At 68.4% G+C, this 12,994-nt stretch carries 11 protein-coding genes; 4 read left to right on the top strand and 7 right to left on the bottom strand.

Features of this window, described 5'->3' with window-relative positions:
- Window positions 1–30: 30 nt before the first annotated feature.
- The 3 genes from ACWPKK_RS27205 (at window position 31) to ACWPKK_RS27195 (ending at window position 3,193) form a co-directional block, all read left to right on the top strand.
- Entirely contained in the window at window positions 31–738 is a 708-nt protein-coding gene (locus ACWPKK_RS27205; protein WP_452010674.1) for a GntR family transcriptional regulator, read from the top strand.
- 94 nt (window positions 739–832) lie between these two features.
- On the top strand, window positions 833–1,870 hold the full coding sequence (locus ACWPKK_RS27200) for a phosphotransferase (protein ID WP_452010671.1): 1,038 nt from the start codon (window positions 833–835) through the stop codon (window positions 1,868–1,870).
- Window positions 1,871–1,876: 6 nt separating this feature from the next.
- Entirely contained in the window at window positions 1,877–3,193 is a 1,317-nt protein-coding gene (locus tag ACWPKK_RS27195) for an aspartate aminotransferase family protein (protein ID WP_452010668.1), read from the top strand.
- Window positions 3,194–3,227: 34 nt separating this feature from the next.
- Here the strand turns inward: ACWPKK_RS27195 and ACWPKK_RS27190 are convergent, their stop codons facing one another.
- Both ACWPKK_RS27190 and ACWPKK_RS27185 read right to left on the bottom strand, forming a co-directional pair.
- Window positions 3,228–3,902, bottom strand: a complete 675-nt coding sequence (locus tag ACWPKK_RS27190; protein ID WP_452010661.1) for a DUF1345 domain-containing protein — start codon at window positions 3,900–3,902, stop codon at window positions 3,228–3,230.
- A 33-nt stretch (window positions 3,903–3,935) separates the two neighbouring features.
- Window positions 3,936–5,555: a VTT domain-containing protein gene (locus ACWPKK_RS27185; RefSeq protein ID WP_452010658.1), complete on the bottom strand. Its 1,620-nt coding sequence runs from the start codon at window positions 5,553–5,555 to the stop codon at window positions 3,936–3,938.
- 362 nt (window positions 5,556–5,917) lie between these two features.
- Between ACWPKK_RS27185 and ACWPKK_RS27180 the strand changes: the two genes are divergently transcribed.
- On the top strand, window positions 5,918–7,096 hold the full coding sequence (locus ACWPKK_RS27180) for an acyl-CoA dehydrogenase (RefSeq protein WP_452010655.1): 1,179 nt from the start codon (window positions 5,918–5,920) through the stop codon (window positions 7,094–7,096).
- 374 nt (window positions 7,097–7,470) lie between these two features.
- Here ACWPKK_RS27180 and ACWPKK_RS27175 read toward each other — a convergent pair whose 3' ends face one another.
- The 5 genes from ACWPKK_RS27175 to livM all read right to left on the bottom strand — a co-directional run bounded on the left by ACWPKK_RS27175 (window position 7,471) and on the right by livM (window position 12,993).
- Window positions 7,471–9,144: a methyl-accepting chemotaxis protein gene (locus ACWPKK_RS27175; protein ID WP_452010652.1), complete on the bottom strand. Its 1,674-nt coding sequence runs from the start codon at window positions 9,142–9,144 to the stop codon at window positions 7,471–7,473.
- Between the two features lie 399 nt (window positions 9,145–9,543).
- Window positions 9,544–9,897 (bottom strand): DUF6867 family protein, encoded by a 354-nt coding sequence (locus tag ACWPKK_RS27170; protein ID WP_452010649.1) that lies wholly within the window; start codon window positions 9,895–9,897, stop codon window positions 9,544–9,546.
- A 1-nt stretch (window position 9,898) separates the two neighbouring features.
- The gene (locus ACWPKK_RS27165; protein ID WP_014189439.1) at window positions 9,899–10,609 is read right to left on the bottom strand and encodes an ABC transporter ATP-binding protein; all 711 of its coding nucleotides are present in this window, start codon (window positions 10,607–10,609) and stop codon (window positions 9,899–9,901) included.
- 3 nt (window positions 10,610–10,612) lie between these two features.
- Window positions 10,613–11,494 (bottom strand): ABC transporter ATP-binding protein, encoded by an 882-nt coding sequence (locus ACWPKK_RS27160; protein ID WP_452010644.1) that lies wholly within the window; start codon window positions 11,492–11,494, stop codon window positions 10,613–10,615.
- 8 nt (window positions 11,495–11,502) lie between these two features.
- Window positions 11,503–12,993, bottom strand: coding sequence for a high-affinity branched-chain amino acid ABC transporter permease LivM (gene livM, locus ACWPKK_RS27155; RefSeq protein ID WP_452010642.1), 1,491 nt, complete (start codon window positions 12,991–12,993; stop codon window positions 11,503–11,505).
- Window position 12,994: the final 1 nt, after the last annotated feature.

Below are 12,994 nucleotides of genomic sequence, written 5' to 3'. Positions count from 1 at the left end.
AACGTCGAAGGATGGGTGAGCGGGCAGACGATGAGCGGATTCGATCTTACCCTTCTCGAACATGACAATCTCGGCGGCACGATCTATCAGAAGCTGTGCGAGGCGCTGATGAAGGGGGCGTTCAAGCCGAACGACCGTCTGAAGATCCGCGATCTGGCCGAACGGCTGGGGACGAGCGTCACGCCGGTGCGCGACGCCATCCTGCGGCTGGTGCAGGATCAGGCGCTGGTGCTGCGCTCACCGCGCGACATCCGCGTTCCGATGCTGACCCGCGCCGCCTATTTGGAGATCCGCGACATCCGCGTCAGCCTGGAGGGGATGGCCGCCGCCCGCGCCGCCGGGAAGGCAACCGCCGCCCAGATCGCCGCCCTGGAAAGCCTGCTGGCGCGCAACGAGGACGCGATGGCCGCCGGCAACACCGCGCTGGCCACCGAACTCAACCAGATCTTCCACTTCACGCTGGCGGAGATCGCGGACATGCCGGTGCTCGGCGACATCCTGCGGCGTTTGTGGCTGCAGATGGGACCGCTGATCGCCGACGTCTATGGCGGGGCGGGGCGCACGATGATCGACCATCACTACCCGCTGATGGACGCCATCCGCCGTCACGACGGCCCGGCCGCCGCCATCGCCATCCAGGCCGACATCCTGCTGGCCAGCGGTCCGATCCTGGAGCGGATCGACGCCGAGATCCCGGCCCCCGCCCCGACTCCAGCCCCGGCCGCGCTCGTCTCCTGATCCGGCCGCCAGCCCCCAGTTTCCGAGTTCCGGTCCATCCATGAAGATGATGCATCAAACATTGAATGCCTCGAACCACAAGGAGACATCGGCCATGACACCCGGTGACGTTCTGACCACCGCCGCGCCGCCGATCTCCCCCGACGAGGCGGGCGCCATGATGCAGCGGTGCTTCGGGGTGACCGGCACCGTCCGGACCCTGAGCAGCGAGCGCGACCGCAACTTCCACATCGCCGCCGCCGGAGGGCAGGGCTATGTGCTGAAGTTCACCAATCCGGCGGAACCGCAGCTCGTCACCAGCTTCCAGACCGGGGCGATGCAGCATGTCGCCGCGCGCGACCCGTCCCTGCCGGTGCCGCGGGTGGTGCCGACCCTGGACGGGGACTCCCAGGCGACGGTCCGCATCGATGGACAGGCCATGGTCCTGCGGCTGCTGACCTATCTGGAGGGCACGCCACTCCATGCGGCGCCGGCCTCACCGGGGCAGATGCGGGCGCTGGGGGCGACGCTGGCCCGGCTGGATCTGGCGCTGGCCGATTACGAGCATGCCGGCTCGGAGCGCGATCTGCTGTGGGACATCACGCGCACCGCCGGCGTGGCCGACCGGCTGCATTATCTGCCCGACGGCCCGCGCCGCCGGATGGTGGAGCGCTTCGTCGCCCGCTTCGCCGGGCAGGTGGCGCCGCGGCTGCCCGCCCTGCGGCATCAGGTGATCCACAACGACCTGAACCCGCACAACGCGGTGGTCGATCCGGTCGGGCACGAGGCGGTCACCGGGATCATCGATTTCGGCGACGCGCTGAAGGCGCCGCTGGTCAATGATCTGGCGACGGCGCTGGCCTACCACGTCACCAGCGGCGAGACGCCTTTCGGCTCCCTGGTCGAGATGACCCGCGCCTACACCGCCGTGCTGCCGCTGACGCCGGAAGAGGTAGACCTGCTGCCCGATCTGGTGGCGGCCCGGCTGGCGCTGACCATCGGCATCACCGGCTGGAGGGCGGCCGAATATCCGGACAACGCCCCCTACATCCTGCGGAATTCCGAACGCGCCTATGCCGGCCTGGAAAAGCTGACCGGCGACGAGGCCGCCACCGCGCACCGCCTGCTCCATCTCGCCTGCCAGAGAGTGTGACCCGTCATGACCATGATCAACGCCTACGCGCCCGACTCCGCCGGATCCCTGCCGGAGCGCGAGCGCGCCCTGATCGCCCGCCGCGAGACGCTGCTCGGCCCGGCCTACCGGCTGTTCTACGCCGACCCGATCCATGTGGTGCGGGGGGAGGGCTCCTACCTCTATGACGCGGACGGCAACCGCTATCTGGACGCCTACAACAACGTCGCCTCGGTCGGGCATTGCCGGCCGGAGGTGGTGGAGGCGATGGCGAAGCAGGCGGCCGTGCTGAACACCCACACGCGCTATCTGACCGACGGCATCCTCGACTTCGCCGAAGCCTTCCTGGCGGAGTTCCCGACGCCGCTGTCGCACCTGATGCTGACCTGCACCGGCAGCGAGGCCAACGATCTGGCCCTGCGCGTCGCCCGCGTCCACACCGGCGGAACCGGCGTCGTCATCGCCCACAACGCCTATCACGGCGTCACCTCGGCGCTGGCGGAGATGTCGCCTTCGCTGGGGGCCGCGGTGAAGCTGGGCGACCATGTCCGCGTGGTGCCGGCGCCCGACGGCTACCGCATCCCGGAATCGGAGGTCAGCGCCGCCTTCGCCCGCTCGGTGGAGGCGGCCATCGCCGACCTGCGCGAGAAGGGGATCGCCCCGGCGGCGCTGCTGGTCGACACCATCTTCTCCAGCAGCGGCGTCTTCACCGATCCGGCCGGCTTCCTCGCCCCGGCGGTGGAGGCGATGCGCAAGGCCGGCGGCCTCTTCATCGCCGACGAGGTGCAGCCCGGCTTCGGCAGGCTCGGCACCCACATGTGGGGCTTCGCCCGCCACGGGCTGGTGCCCGACATCGTGACGGTCGGCAAGCCGATGGGCAACGGCCACCCGGTGGCGGGGGCCATCTTCCGGCCGGAGGTGATCGAGGCGTTCGGCAAGAGCCAGCGCTATTTCAACACCTTCGGCGGCAACCCGGTGTCCTGCGCGGTGGCGCTGGCCGTGCTGCGTGTCATCAAGACGGACCGGCTGCAGGAGAATGCCCTGGCCGTCGGCACCGAGATGATCGACGGCCTGCGCGCGCTCGCCGCCAAGCACGACCTGATCGGCGACGTGCGCGGCAGCGGCCTGTTCATCGGCGTCGAGATGGTGCGCGACCGCAAGCTGAAGACGCCGGCGCCGGAGGAGACGGCCCGCGTGGTGAACGACATGCGCCGGCGCCGGGTGCTGATCAGCGCCACCGGGCAGGAAGGGCACATCCTGAAGATCCGTCCGCCGCTGGTGTTCTCCTCCGACGATGCCAAGCTGTTCCTCGCCACGCTGGACGAGGTGCTGACGGCGCTGTGACGCGACCTTGGCGACGGGACCGGAAGGGGTCCCGTCAGCCGACCAGCCCGGCCGCCAGATTGACGCCCAGCGCCAGCACCGCCGTGTTGAACAGGAAGGACAGCGCGCCGTGCATCAGCACCAGCCGGCGCATGCCGGCGCTGCGGGTGGTGACGTCGGAGACCTGCGCCGTCATGCCGATGGTGAAGCTGAAATACAGGAATTCCAGATAGTCGGGAGCGTCGTTGCCGGGAAAGTCCAGCGACCGCTCCCCCTTCGCCTCCCCCGTCGCCTCCCCCTGCGGTCCGCCGTTCAGCCAATAGTCGTGGGCGTAGTGCTGGGCGAAGAAGACGTGCAGGAAGCCCCAGGACAGCAGGACCGTCACAGCAGCCAGCCCCGCCGACAGCCCTTCATGGGGGGAGCCCTTGGCCGACACCAGCTCCACCACGATGGCGGCCAGCGCTATGAGCGAGGCCAGAACCGACCCGATCAGCACGCCCCATTTGCCGGGGTCGAGCAAGCGCGCCCGGCGGCGAATCGATGCCACGGTCGCCCGACTCATCAGGAAACCCGCCATCAGGATGTAGACGGTGACGCCCAAATCCCAGCCGGTCAGCAGGGCGGTGGACGGACGGAACCACAGGGCCGCTGCGGCCCCGGAGGCGAGGGCCACAGCCAATGCGCTGGAAAGCGATGGGCGGTTGCGGAGATGGGTGAGGCTGCGGCGCATCGCGCCTCCGCTTGATCTTGGCCGGTGGACAGATCAGTTGGAGGCGGGATAGAGCGGAAGCAAGGTCTGCTGGCGGCGCTGGTAGCTGATCAGCTCCCAGGCGGTCAGCGGCTTTGTGCCCTGCGCCCGGCAGGCGTCTGCGACCTCGAACATCAGGGCCTGCTGGTGGAACAGGGTGGCGTAGGCGTCGGCCAGCCGGAAGTCCGGATCCCACATGTGGATGGCCTCGGCTCCTGCGCCGTTCACCTCGATGATGCGGAAATCCTCGCCCACCGCCAGCCGCTCCACCGAGGCGAAGCGCACGTCGAAACGGCCGAAATGGAAGCCCGGCATCTGGTCGGCGATCTCGTCGAAGCGCGCGGTCAGCGTCGCGGTGACATGGCCGCAGGCATCCTTGTAGAGCCCGCCGACCCGGCTGCTGCCGACCAGCGACAGCCGCACCGTCCGGCCCGCCGCCGGCACCTCGTCCAGCCGGTCGGCCAGCGCCTCGTGATGCAGGTCGGCCTTCCACGAGGCGCGCGGGTCGGCGGCGATCAGTTCCCGCAGGCTGGACCGGCCGTCGCCCACCACATGGGGGTAATAGCGGAAGGTCATGGAGAAGATGCGGCCGTGCCGCTCGCCCGGCTTGCGGACATAGAAGATGCCGGCCTCGCCCGCGTAATCCACATGCTCCTGCAGGATCACCCGCGCCTCGGCCGGGAAGCCGGCGAGATAGGCGCGCAGGTCGGCGGAATCGCGCACCAGCCGCACGCCGATGCCGCGCCAGCCGATGTCCGGCTTGGCGACCAGCGGGAAGGACAGGCCGGCGCCCGACGCCAGCATGTCGAGCGCCGCCGGGGTCAGCGATGGCCGGTTGACCAGCGCCACGGAGCACGCGGCCCACCGGCGCGCCGCCGGACCGATCAGGTCCATGCAGGCGATCTTCGATTCGCCCAGCAGCCCGCCGGCCTCGATCGACGGGTTGGCGGCGGTCGGCAGGCTGAGGCTGCGGTAGCGGATGCCCAGCGCGAACCACTGGACCACCAGCGGGATGTAGAACAGCAGGGGCGGGATGCGCTCCGCCCAGCCGATGGTGGGGGCGCCGGCCGGCACCACCGGCAGGCCGGGCAGGGCGATGTCGCGCGGGGTCGGATTGCAGTGCAGCGCGTCGCGCAGGCCGCGGGGCAGATGCGGCTCCGCCTTTGTCCGGATGCGGGCGCACAGGGCGCCGGCGACGGACCGGGCGCGCCGCGTGCGCAGAAGCACCAGCAGGGCCGCGCAGCCGATGCCGATCACCTGCACCTGGACCGCCGCCGCCTCAAGCGACGAGGTCATCAGCGTCAGCAGAAGCCCGACATGCACCCCCGCCGTCACCAGCGTGATGACGATGAAGCGCAGGAACGGCACCCGCATCACGCCGCAGGCGAAGTAGGTCGGGAACAGGACGCCGGGCACGATCCGGCAAGTCACCAGCGTCGGCAGCAGGTTCTTCTGCAATGCCGTACGGCAGCGCTCAAGCATCGGGCCCTCGGTCCGCCGCCGGATCCAACTGACGCGCAGGGACAACAGTCCGAGGACATAAATGAAAAGGTCGCCGATAACGATCCCGCACAGCAATGTGATGGCGGTCACGCCGATGCTGACGGTGCCGACGCTGACCAGGCTGGCCCCCACCGCAATTGCAACGTCTTCGTGCAGAAGCGTAAGCAAAGCAAGGCCCAGCAAAAGAGGGAAACCGGCAAGGGCGGTTATTGGTTGCAGTGCAGCAAACACGGGCGGGATGTCCAATGGATGGATGGCGGTCAGGGCGCCATCGGCAAAATTGCATAGGTAATCGTAAGCATCACGTTAAAACTTTTGTAGGACCGGTGGTGGTGCCGACTGTTTTTCTTAAGCCATATCGTATCGTTATGGCTAGGATAGAAAATATGTGTTTGCAGGTATGGCGCCGGCACGGCACAGTGCGGTTCAATCGATGACCGGCCAAATCGGCAACCGGCGGCGAACCGCCATACGACCTGACCAGGAGACGCACCGTGCAGAGCATCCAGTGGGACGACGCCTTCCTCCTTGAAGCCCAGCTGACCGAGGATGAGAAGCTGGTGCGCGACAGCGCCCGCGCCTACTGCCAGGACCGGCTGCAGCCCCGCGTCATCTCCGCCTTCCGCGAGGAGCGGTTCGACCGCGAGATCATGAGCGAGATGGGCGAGCTGGGCCTGCTGGGCCCGACCATCCCGGAGGAGTATGGCGGGCCGGGCGTTAGCCATGTCGCCTACGGTCTGGTCGCCCGCGAGGTGGAGCGGGTGGACAGCGGCTATCGCTCGGCGATGTCGGTGCAGTCCTCGCTGGTCATGCACCCGATCTACGCCTATGGCAGCGAGGAGCAGAAGAAGAAGTGGCTGCCGCGGCTGGCCACCGGCGAGCTGATCGGCTGCTTCGGCCTGACCGAGCCGGACCACGGTTCCGACCCCAACGGCATGAAGACCCGCGCCACCAAGGTCGACGGCGGCTATCTGCTGTCGGGCTCCAAGATGTGGATCACCAACTCCCCCATCGCCGACCTCGCCGTCGTCTGGGCGAAGTCGGACGCCCATGACAACAAGATCAAGGGCTTCGTGGTGGAGCGCGGGACCAAGGGCTTCTCGACCCCGAAGATCGAGGGCAAGCTGTCGCTGCGCGCCTCGGTCACCGGCGAGATCGTCCTGGACGAGGCCTTCGTCCCCGACGAGAACCTGCTGCCCAACGTGTCGGGCCTGGGCGGTCCGTTCGGCTGCCTGAACAAGGCGCGCTATGGCATCGCCTGGGGCGTGATGGGTGCGGCGGAGTTCTGCTGGCACGCCGCCCGCCAGTACACGCTGGACCGCAAGCAGTTCGGCCGTCCGCTGGCCCAGACCCAGCTGGTGCAGAAGAAGCTGGCTGACATGATGACGGAGATCACGCTGGGCCTGCAGGCTGCCTTGCGCGTCGGCCGCATGATGGACGACGGCAGCTGGTCGCCGGAGGCGATCTCGCTGATCAAGCGCAACAACTGCGGCAAGGCGCTCGACATTGCCCGCGTCGCCCGCGACATGCACGGCGGCAACGGCATCTCCGAGGAGTTCCAGGTCATCCGCCACATGGTGAACCTGGAGACGGTGAACACCTACGAAGGCACCCACGACGTCCACGCCCTGATCCTGGGCCGGGCGCAGACGGGCCTGCAGGCCTTCTCGTAAGGTCTTGAAAACACCCTCTCCCGCCCCGGGAGAGGGAGGGACCCGCCGCGGTGCGGCGGGAGGGTGAGGGGTGCTCCGAGGATCGGTGTGGTTGCGGATTGCTCGGAGCGATCCTGTCCTTTCCCGACCGGCAACGCCGGGTCTTCCCTCCTTCTCCCGGGGCGGGAGAGGGTAATCGCTTTTTCAGGGCGAGCGACGACGATCTGCTTCGGATGCCCTTCTCCCCTTGCGGGGCGGGATCGGCCAAACGCCAACGGCGTTTTGCCGACTCGCGGGTTGGGATGAGGGGGCGGTGGCCGCAGACCGTTGGAAATATTGAGTTTGCGCCCCCTCACCCCAACCCCTCTCCCGCGAGGGGAGAGGGGAGAGGGGCTTCAGGTCCCCGTCGCCTGCTGGCGCACCTCGGCCAGGAAGCGGTCGACTTCGGCCGCCAGCGCGCGGGTCTGGCCGGACAGGCCGCGGGCGGCGTCCTGCACGCCCAGCGCCGTGCTGCCGGCGCTCTCCGCCGTATGGGCGAGCGCGGCGATGGTCGCCGACACGTCCTGGGTGCCCAGCGCCGCCATCTCCACCGCCCGGGCGATCTCCCGCGTGGCGGCGTTCTGTTCCTGCACCGACTGGGTGATGGTGCCGGCGATACCGTCGATCTCGGTGATGGTGCTGCCGATGGCGCCGATGGCGTCGGCCGCCTCGCGGGTCACAGACTGCATGGCGTTGACCTGGGCGGCGATCTCGTCGGTGGCCTTGGCGGTCTGGTCGGCCAGCCCCTTCACCTCGGTCGCCACGACTGCAAAGCCTTTTCCGGCCTCTCCGGCACGCGCCGCCTCGATGGTGGCGTTGAGCGCCAGCAGGTTGGTCTGCTTGGCGATGGCGTGGATCAACCCGACCACCTGGCCGATGCGCTCGGCATTGGCGATCAGCCCCTGGACGGTGGCGTTGGTGCGGTCGGCGTGCGACACCGCCTCCCCGGCGATGCGGGCGGAATGGCCGACCTGCTCGGAAATGCCGCCGATGGAGCCGGCGAGTTCGGTCGCCGCCGCCGCGGCGGAGCGGACATTGGACTGGATGTCGTCGGATTCGCGGGCGACATTGCGGGTCTGGCTGGAGGCCTCGCCCACCACCACGGCCATGCGGTCGGCACTGTCGGCCATGCCGGACGCGGACTCGGCGATGCCCTCCACCAGACGCTTCACCGTGCCCTGGAATCGGTCGGCAAGGTCGAGCAGGGCTGCGCGCTTAGCCTCCTCCGCCCTGGCATCGGCTTCGGCTTGCACCGCGTGCATGCGGTCTATGGCGCGGGCGTTGTCGCGGAAGACGGTGACCGAGCCGGCCATGGCGCCGATCTCGTCGGAGCGGCCGGTACCGGGGACCTCCACCGCCGTGTCGCCGCCGGCGAGCGTCGCCATCGCCGCCGACATGGCGCGCAGCGGGCGGATGACGATCCGGCCGAGCAGGACGTTCAGCAGGGCGATCTGAACCACCAGCGCGATCAGGCAGATGGCGATCTGGTTGCGCATCTGGGTGGCGATGGCGTCGATCTGCTGGTCCAGGCTCCAGGCGATCTGCAGGGCGCCGACCAGCCGGTTGCTCTTGCCGGTCACCACCGGCACCGTCACCACGATGTGGCCCTTGGCCGAGCGTGTCTGCGCCCCCTTGCCGGCCAGCACCGCCTCGACCAGATCCTGGTCGGCCTTCAGGTCGTATTTGGCGAAACGCGGGTTGGAGAAGTCGGCGAGCGTGCCGGCGGCGGAGGCGGCGCGCAGCGAGGCCAGCTGCACCTCGCTGCTGTCGGCCAGCGGCATGAACTCCGTCTCGATGGAGGCGCCGTCGCCGGCGACGAAGCTGGTCTTGGTGGCGTTGGCCAGCATGTCCGTCTTCACGCGGGCGTCATGCGTCGCCAGCCGCACCGCGTCGTCATACTGCATCTTGGCCTGCAGCCCCATGATGACGATGAAGCCGCCGACGATGGCCGCGACGAAGGCCGCCGTCACCTTGCGCCCGATGCTCCAGAACCGCCGCGGCCGGGATGCGGCCGCCTTGTCCACTGCCATGCTCTTGCCCCTTCCCATGCCGCCTTCGCTCCTCTCCGACCGCCGCCCGCCAGGGTGAAGCACTGCACCGCCAGGGCACGACGACGCGCCGCCGGCAGGGCCGGCGCTCACTGTCGAAGCGTCAACGAATTGCAAAATTTAAATGGTATTGTAACAGGGCGCCGATGCGGGCGCCATGATGTTCTTCTCTGACTTTCGGAAGATTACGTCCTATACGGGCAATCCCAAAGTCGTGAGACGTCTCGGCCAAAAATAAGACGCCGCCGTCGCTTTGACGAAGCGGCGTCTTTCCATGCCGGGACTGTCGGTTGTCCGACCTGAGTTCTTTTTCCGGTCGCTCCTTGTCCTGGAGTGGGGCGGCTCTTTACAGGAACCGACTCACTCCAGGATTGGACGGCTTCAGCCGCGGGCCGGATTGCGCTCCCGCCAGGCGAAGGGGCCGGCAGTCTCGTAGAGCCACGGATACTGGTTGACCATGCGCCGGGCGATGGCGATGCGGTGGGCGGTCAGGGTGATCAGCCCGATCACCACCGTGTGGACGATGAAGCCCCACAGCGACAGCAACTGCTCGCCGAACAGGCCCCAGGCCAGGAAGCGGTCGCCCAGCCCCAGCAGGAGCGAGTAGGCCAGAACGCTCGACACCGGCTTCCACCCTTCGGCAAGCGTCTGGCCGGTCAGCACGCCGCAGCCGCCGAACACCAGAACCGTCAGGAACACGAACACCGGAACCGAAGAGCCAAGGATCGTTTCCATCTCAGTGGCCCCCTTCCAGATAAGCCGCGCGAACCTCCGGGTCGGCCAGAAGCTGCGCCCCCGTCCCCGTCATCGTGATCTTGCCCGTCACCATCACATAGGCCCGGTGCGCCAGCTTCAGCGCGTGGAACGCGTTCTGCTCCACCATGAACACCGTCATCTTCTGTTCCCGGTTGATCTCCTGGATCACCTGGAAGATCTGCTTCACGATCAGCGGCGCCAGACCAAGCGACGGCTCGTCCAGCAGCAGAAGACGCGGCTGGCTCATCAGCGCGCGGCCGATCGCCAGCATCTGCTGCTCGCCGCCCGACATCGTGCCGGCGCGCTGGTTGATGCGCTCCTTCAGCCGCGGGAACAGGGTCAGAACCCGCTCCAGTTCGCGCTCGAAGCTGCCGGGCTGGGCGACGATGGAGCCCATCTGCAGGTTCTCCAGCACCGTCATCCGCGGGAAGATGCGCCGCCCTTCCGGGCTTTGCGCGATGCCGCGCCGCACGATCTCGTGGGTGGGCAGGTCGGTGATGTCCTCGCCCTCGAAGAACACACGGCCCTGGCGCGCGCGGGGACTGCCGCAGATCGTCATCAGCAGCGTCGACTTGCCCGCCCCGTTGGCGCCGATCAGCGAAACGATCTCGCCGGCGCCGATCTCGATGTCGATGCCCTTCAGCGCCTCGATGGCGCCGTAGAAGGTGTGGACGCCCGATACCTTCAGCATGGCTCAGGCCCCCTTCTGCGCTTCTTGCGGCATGTTCAGGTCGGCGGCGATCTCCGGCGGCAGCGCCTCGTCCTCGTCCTCGCCCAGATAGGCGCGGATCACCGCCGGGTCGTTCTTCACATGCTCCGGATCGCCGTCGGAAATCTTCCGGCCATAGTCCAGCACCACCACATGGTCGGAAATGCGCATCACCACGCTCATGTCATGCTCGATCAGCAGCACGCCCGTGCGGTGACCCTGCGGGGTCTGGACGTCGCGGATGAAGGTCAGGATCTCGGCCAGCTCCGCCGACTCGCGCGGGTTCAGGCCGGCCGCCGGCTCGTCCAGGCACAGCAGCACCGGCTCCGTGCACATGGCGCGCGCGATCTCCAGGCGGCGCTGGGCGCCGTAGGGCAGGTTGCCGGCCTCCCAGTCGGCGAACTCGGTCAGCCGCACCCGCTCCAGCCAGTATTTCGCCAGTTCCACCGCCTCATGCTCGGCCTTGCGGTAGCTGGGGAAGCCCAGCAGCCCGCCGATGGCGAAGGTCGAGGCGCGCATCAGCTTGTTGTGCTGGGCGACGATCAGGTTCTCCAGGACGCTCATGCCGCTGAACAGCCGGATGTTCTGGAAGGTGCGCGCCACCCCGGCCAGCTGGGCGATGCGGTAGCCCGGCATCCGCTCCAGCAGGAACTCCTTGCCGGTGGGATGGCGCAGCGTCAGCCGCCCCACCGTGGGGGTGTAGAAGCCGGTGACGCAGTTGAACAGCGTCGTCTTGCCGGCGCCGTTCGGGCCGATCAGCGCGGTGATCTCGCCCGCCCGCGCCTCGAACGACACGTCGTTGTTCGCCACCAGGCCGCCGAAGCGCATGGTCAGGTGTTCGACGGTCAGCAGGGGCTTTTCACTCATGACGGCGCTCATTTCGCGGCTCCCGCCGGGATCGGCTTCTTGCCGCCATGCAGGAGGATGGTCGGGTCGCGGTGGGCCAGCAGGCCGCGCGGACGCCACAGCATGATCACCACCATGCCGGCGCCGAACGCCAGCATGCGGTAGTCGGCCAGTTCGCGGAACGCTTCCGGCAGGCCGATCACCAGCAGGGTGGCGACCACCACGCCGATCTGGCTGCCCATGCCGCCCAGCACCACGATGGCCAGGATGATCGCCGACTCGATGAAGGTGAAGCTCTCCGGGCTGATGAAGCCCTGGCGCGTGGCGAAGAAGGAGCCGGCGAAGCCGCCGAACATCGCCGCGATGGCGAAGGCCGCCAGCTTCATGTTGGTGCGGTTGATGCCCAGCGAGGCGCAGGCGATGTCGTCCTCGCGCAGCGCTTCCCACGCCCGGCCCAGCGGCAGCTTGCGCACCCGCAGCGTGAACAGGTTCACCACCAGCGCCAAGGCCAGGATGAGGTAGTAGAGGAAGATGATGCGGTGCAGCGGCGAGAACTCCAGCCCGAACATCTCGTGGAAGGCGGCCATGCCGTCGGCCGGGCTGCGCGAGAAGTCGGCGATGCCGAAGAAGCTCGGCCGCGGAATGCCGGAGATGCCGTTGGGACCGCCGGTGAACTGGTACCAGTTGACCAGGATGATGCGGATGATCTCGCCGAAGCCCAGCGTCACGATGGCGAAATAGTCGCCGCGCAGCCGCAGGACGGGAAAGCCCAGCAGCACGCCGGAGATGGCGGCGAGCACGCCCGCCAGCGGCAGGCAGACCCAGAAGCTGAGGCCGAAGTAATGCGCCAGCAGCGCGTAGCTATAGGCGCCCACCGCGTAGAAGGCGACATAGCCGAGATCGAGCAGGCCGGCCAGCCCGACGACGATGTTCAGGCCCCAGCCCAGCATGATGTAGGTCAGCAGCAGGATGCCGATGTCCAGGATCATGCGGTCGGCCAGCGGGGTCAGCGGCAGCACGGCGGCGAAGGCGACAGCGACCGGGCCGATGTAGCGGCTGGCGTGCTGCACCTTGGCGGCGATGCGGTCCATGCGCTTGTCGCGGTCGGCCTGGGACAGCTTGGAGCGGCCGGTGGCGACGGTCATGGCGGCACGGATGGCGATGACGCCGCCGCCCAGCACCAGCACCAGGCGCAGCACCTGGGTCGGCATCGGCAGCAGCAGCCCGACGCCGGCGCAGATCAGCGCCAGGATCAGCACCGGCAGCGCCATGCCCTGGCGGATCAGCCCAAGCCCGAGCCGGCCGAAGAAGACCAGCAGCAGCGAGGCGACGACCTCCTCCGGCCGGGCTTCGATGCCGAGCCCGGTGGGACGGTCCACCGTGCGCAATCCGACCAGCGGCACGGTCAGCAGCAATGCCACGAAGGCGGCGAGGCCGGCGTCCTTGACGGTGGCGGCCCAGTCGACGCCGCGGGCAGCGCCGCCCGCGGCGGACGAGACGGTGTTGGAGTGCATGGTCATG

Source organism: Azospirillum largimobile, assembly GCF_977007025.2.
Note: the sequence above shows the minus strand (reverse complement) of the source record. Positions and strands in the feature narration are given on the sequence as shown.

Excerpts from the sequence above, each read along its gene's own strand:
- ACWPKK_RS27195 (WP_452010668.1), top strand. The coding sequence starts at position 1,877 with ATGACCATGATCAACGCCTACGCGCCCGACTCCGCCGGATCCCTGCCG.
- ACWPKK_RS27190 (WP_452010661.1), bottom strand. The coding sequence starts at position 3,902 with ATGCGCCGCAGCCTCACCCATCTCCGCAACCGCCCATCGCTTTCCAGC.
- ACWPKK_RS27170 (WP_452010649.1), bottom strand. The coding sequence starts at position 9,897 with ATGGAAACGATCCTTGGCTCTTCGGTTCCGGTGTTCGTGTTCCTGACG.
- livM (WP_452010642.1), bottom strand. The coding sequence starts at position 12,993 with ATGACCATGCACTCCAACACCGTCTCGTCCGCCGCGGGCGGCGCTGCC.
- ACWPKK_RS27175 (WP_452010652.1), bottom strand. The coding sequence starts at position 9,144 with ATGGCAGTGGACAAGGCGGCCGCATCCCGGCCGCGGCGGTTCTGGAGC.
- ACWPKK_RS27165 (WP_014189439.1), bottom strand. The coding sequence starts at position 10,609 with ATGCTGAAGGTATCGGGCGTCCACACCTTCTACGGCGCCATCGAGGCG.
- ACWPKK_RS27205 (WP_452010674.1), top strand. The coding sequence starts at position 31 with ATGAGCGGATTCGATCTTACCCTTCTCGAACATGACAATCTCGGCGGC.
- ACWPKK_RS27200 (WP_452010671.1), top strand. The coding sequence starts at position 833 with ATGACACCCGGTGACGTTCTGACCACCGCCGCGCCGCCGATCTCCCCC.
- ACWPKK_RS27160 (WP_452010644.1), bottom strand. The coding sequence starts at position 11,494 with ATGAGTGAAAAGCCCCTGCTGACCGTCGAACACCTGACCATGCGCTTC.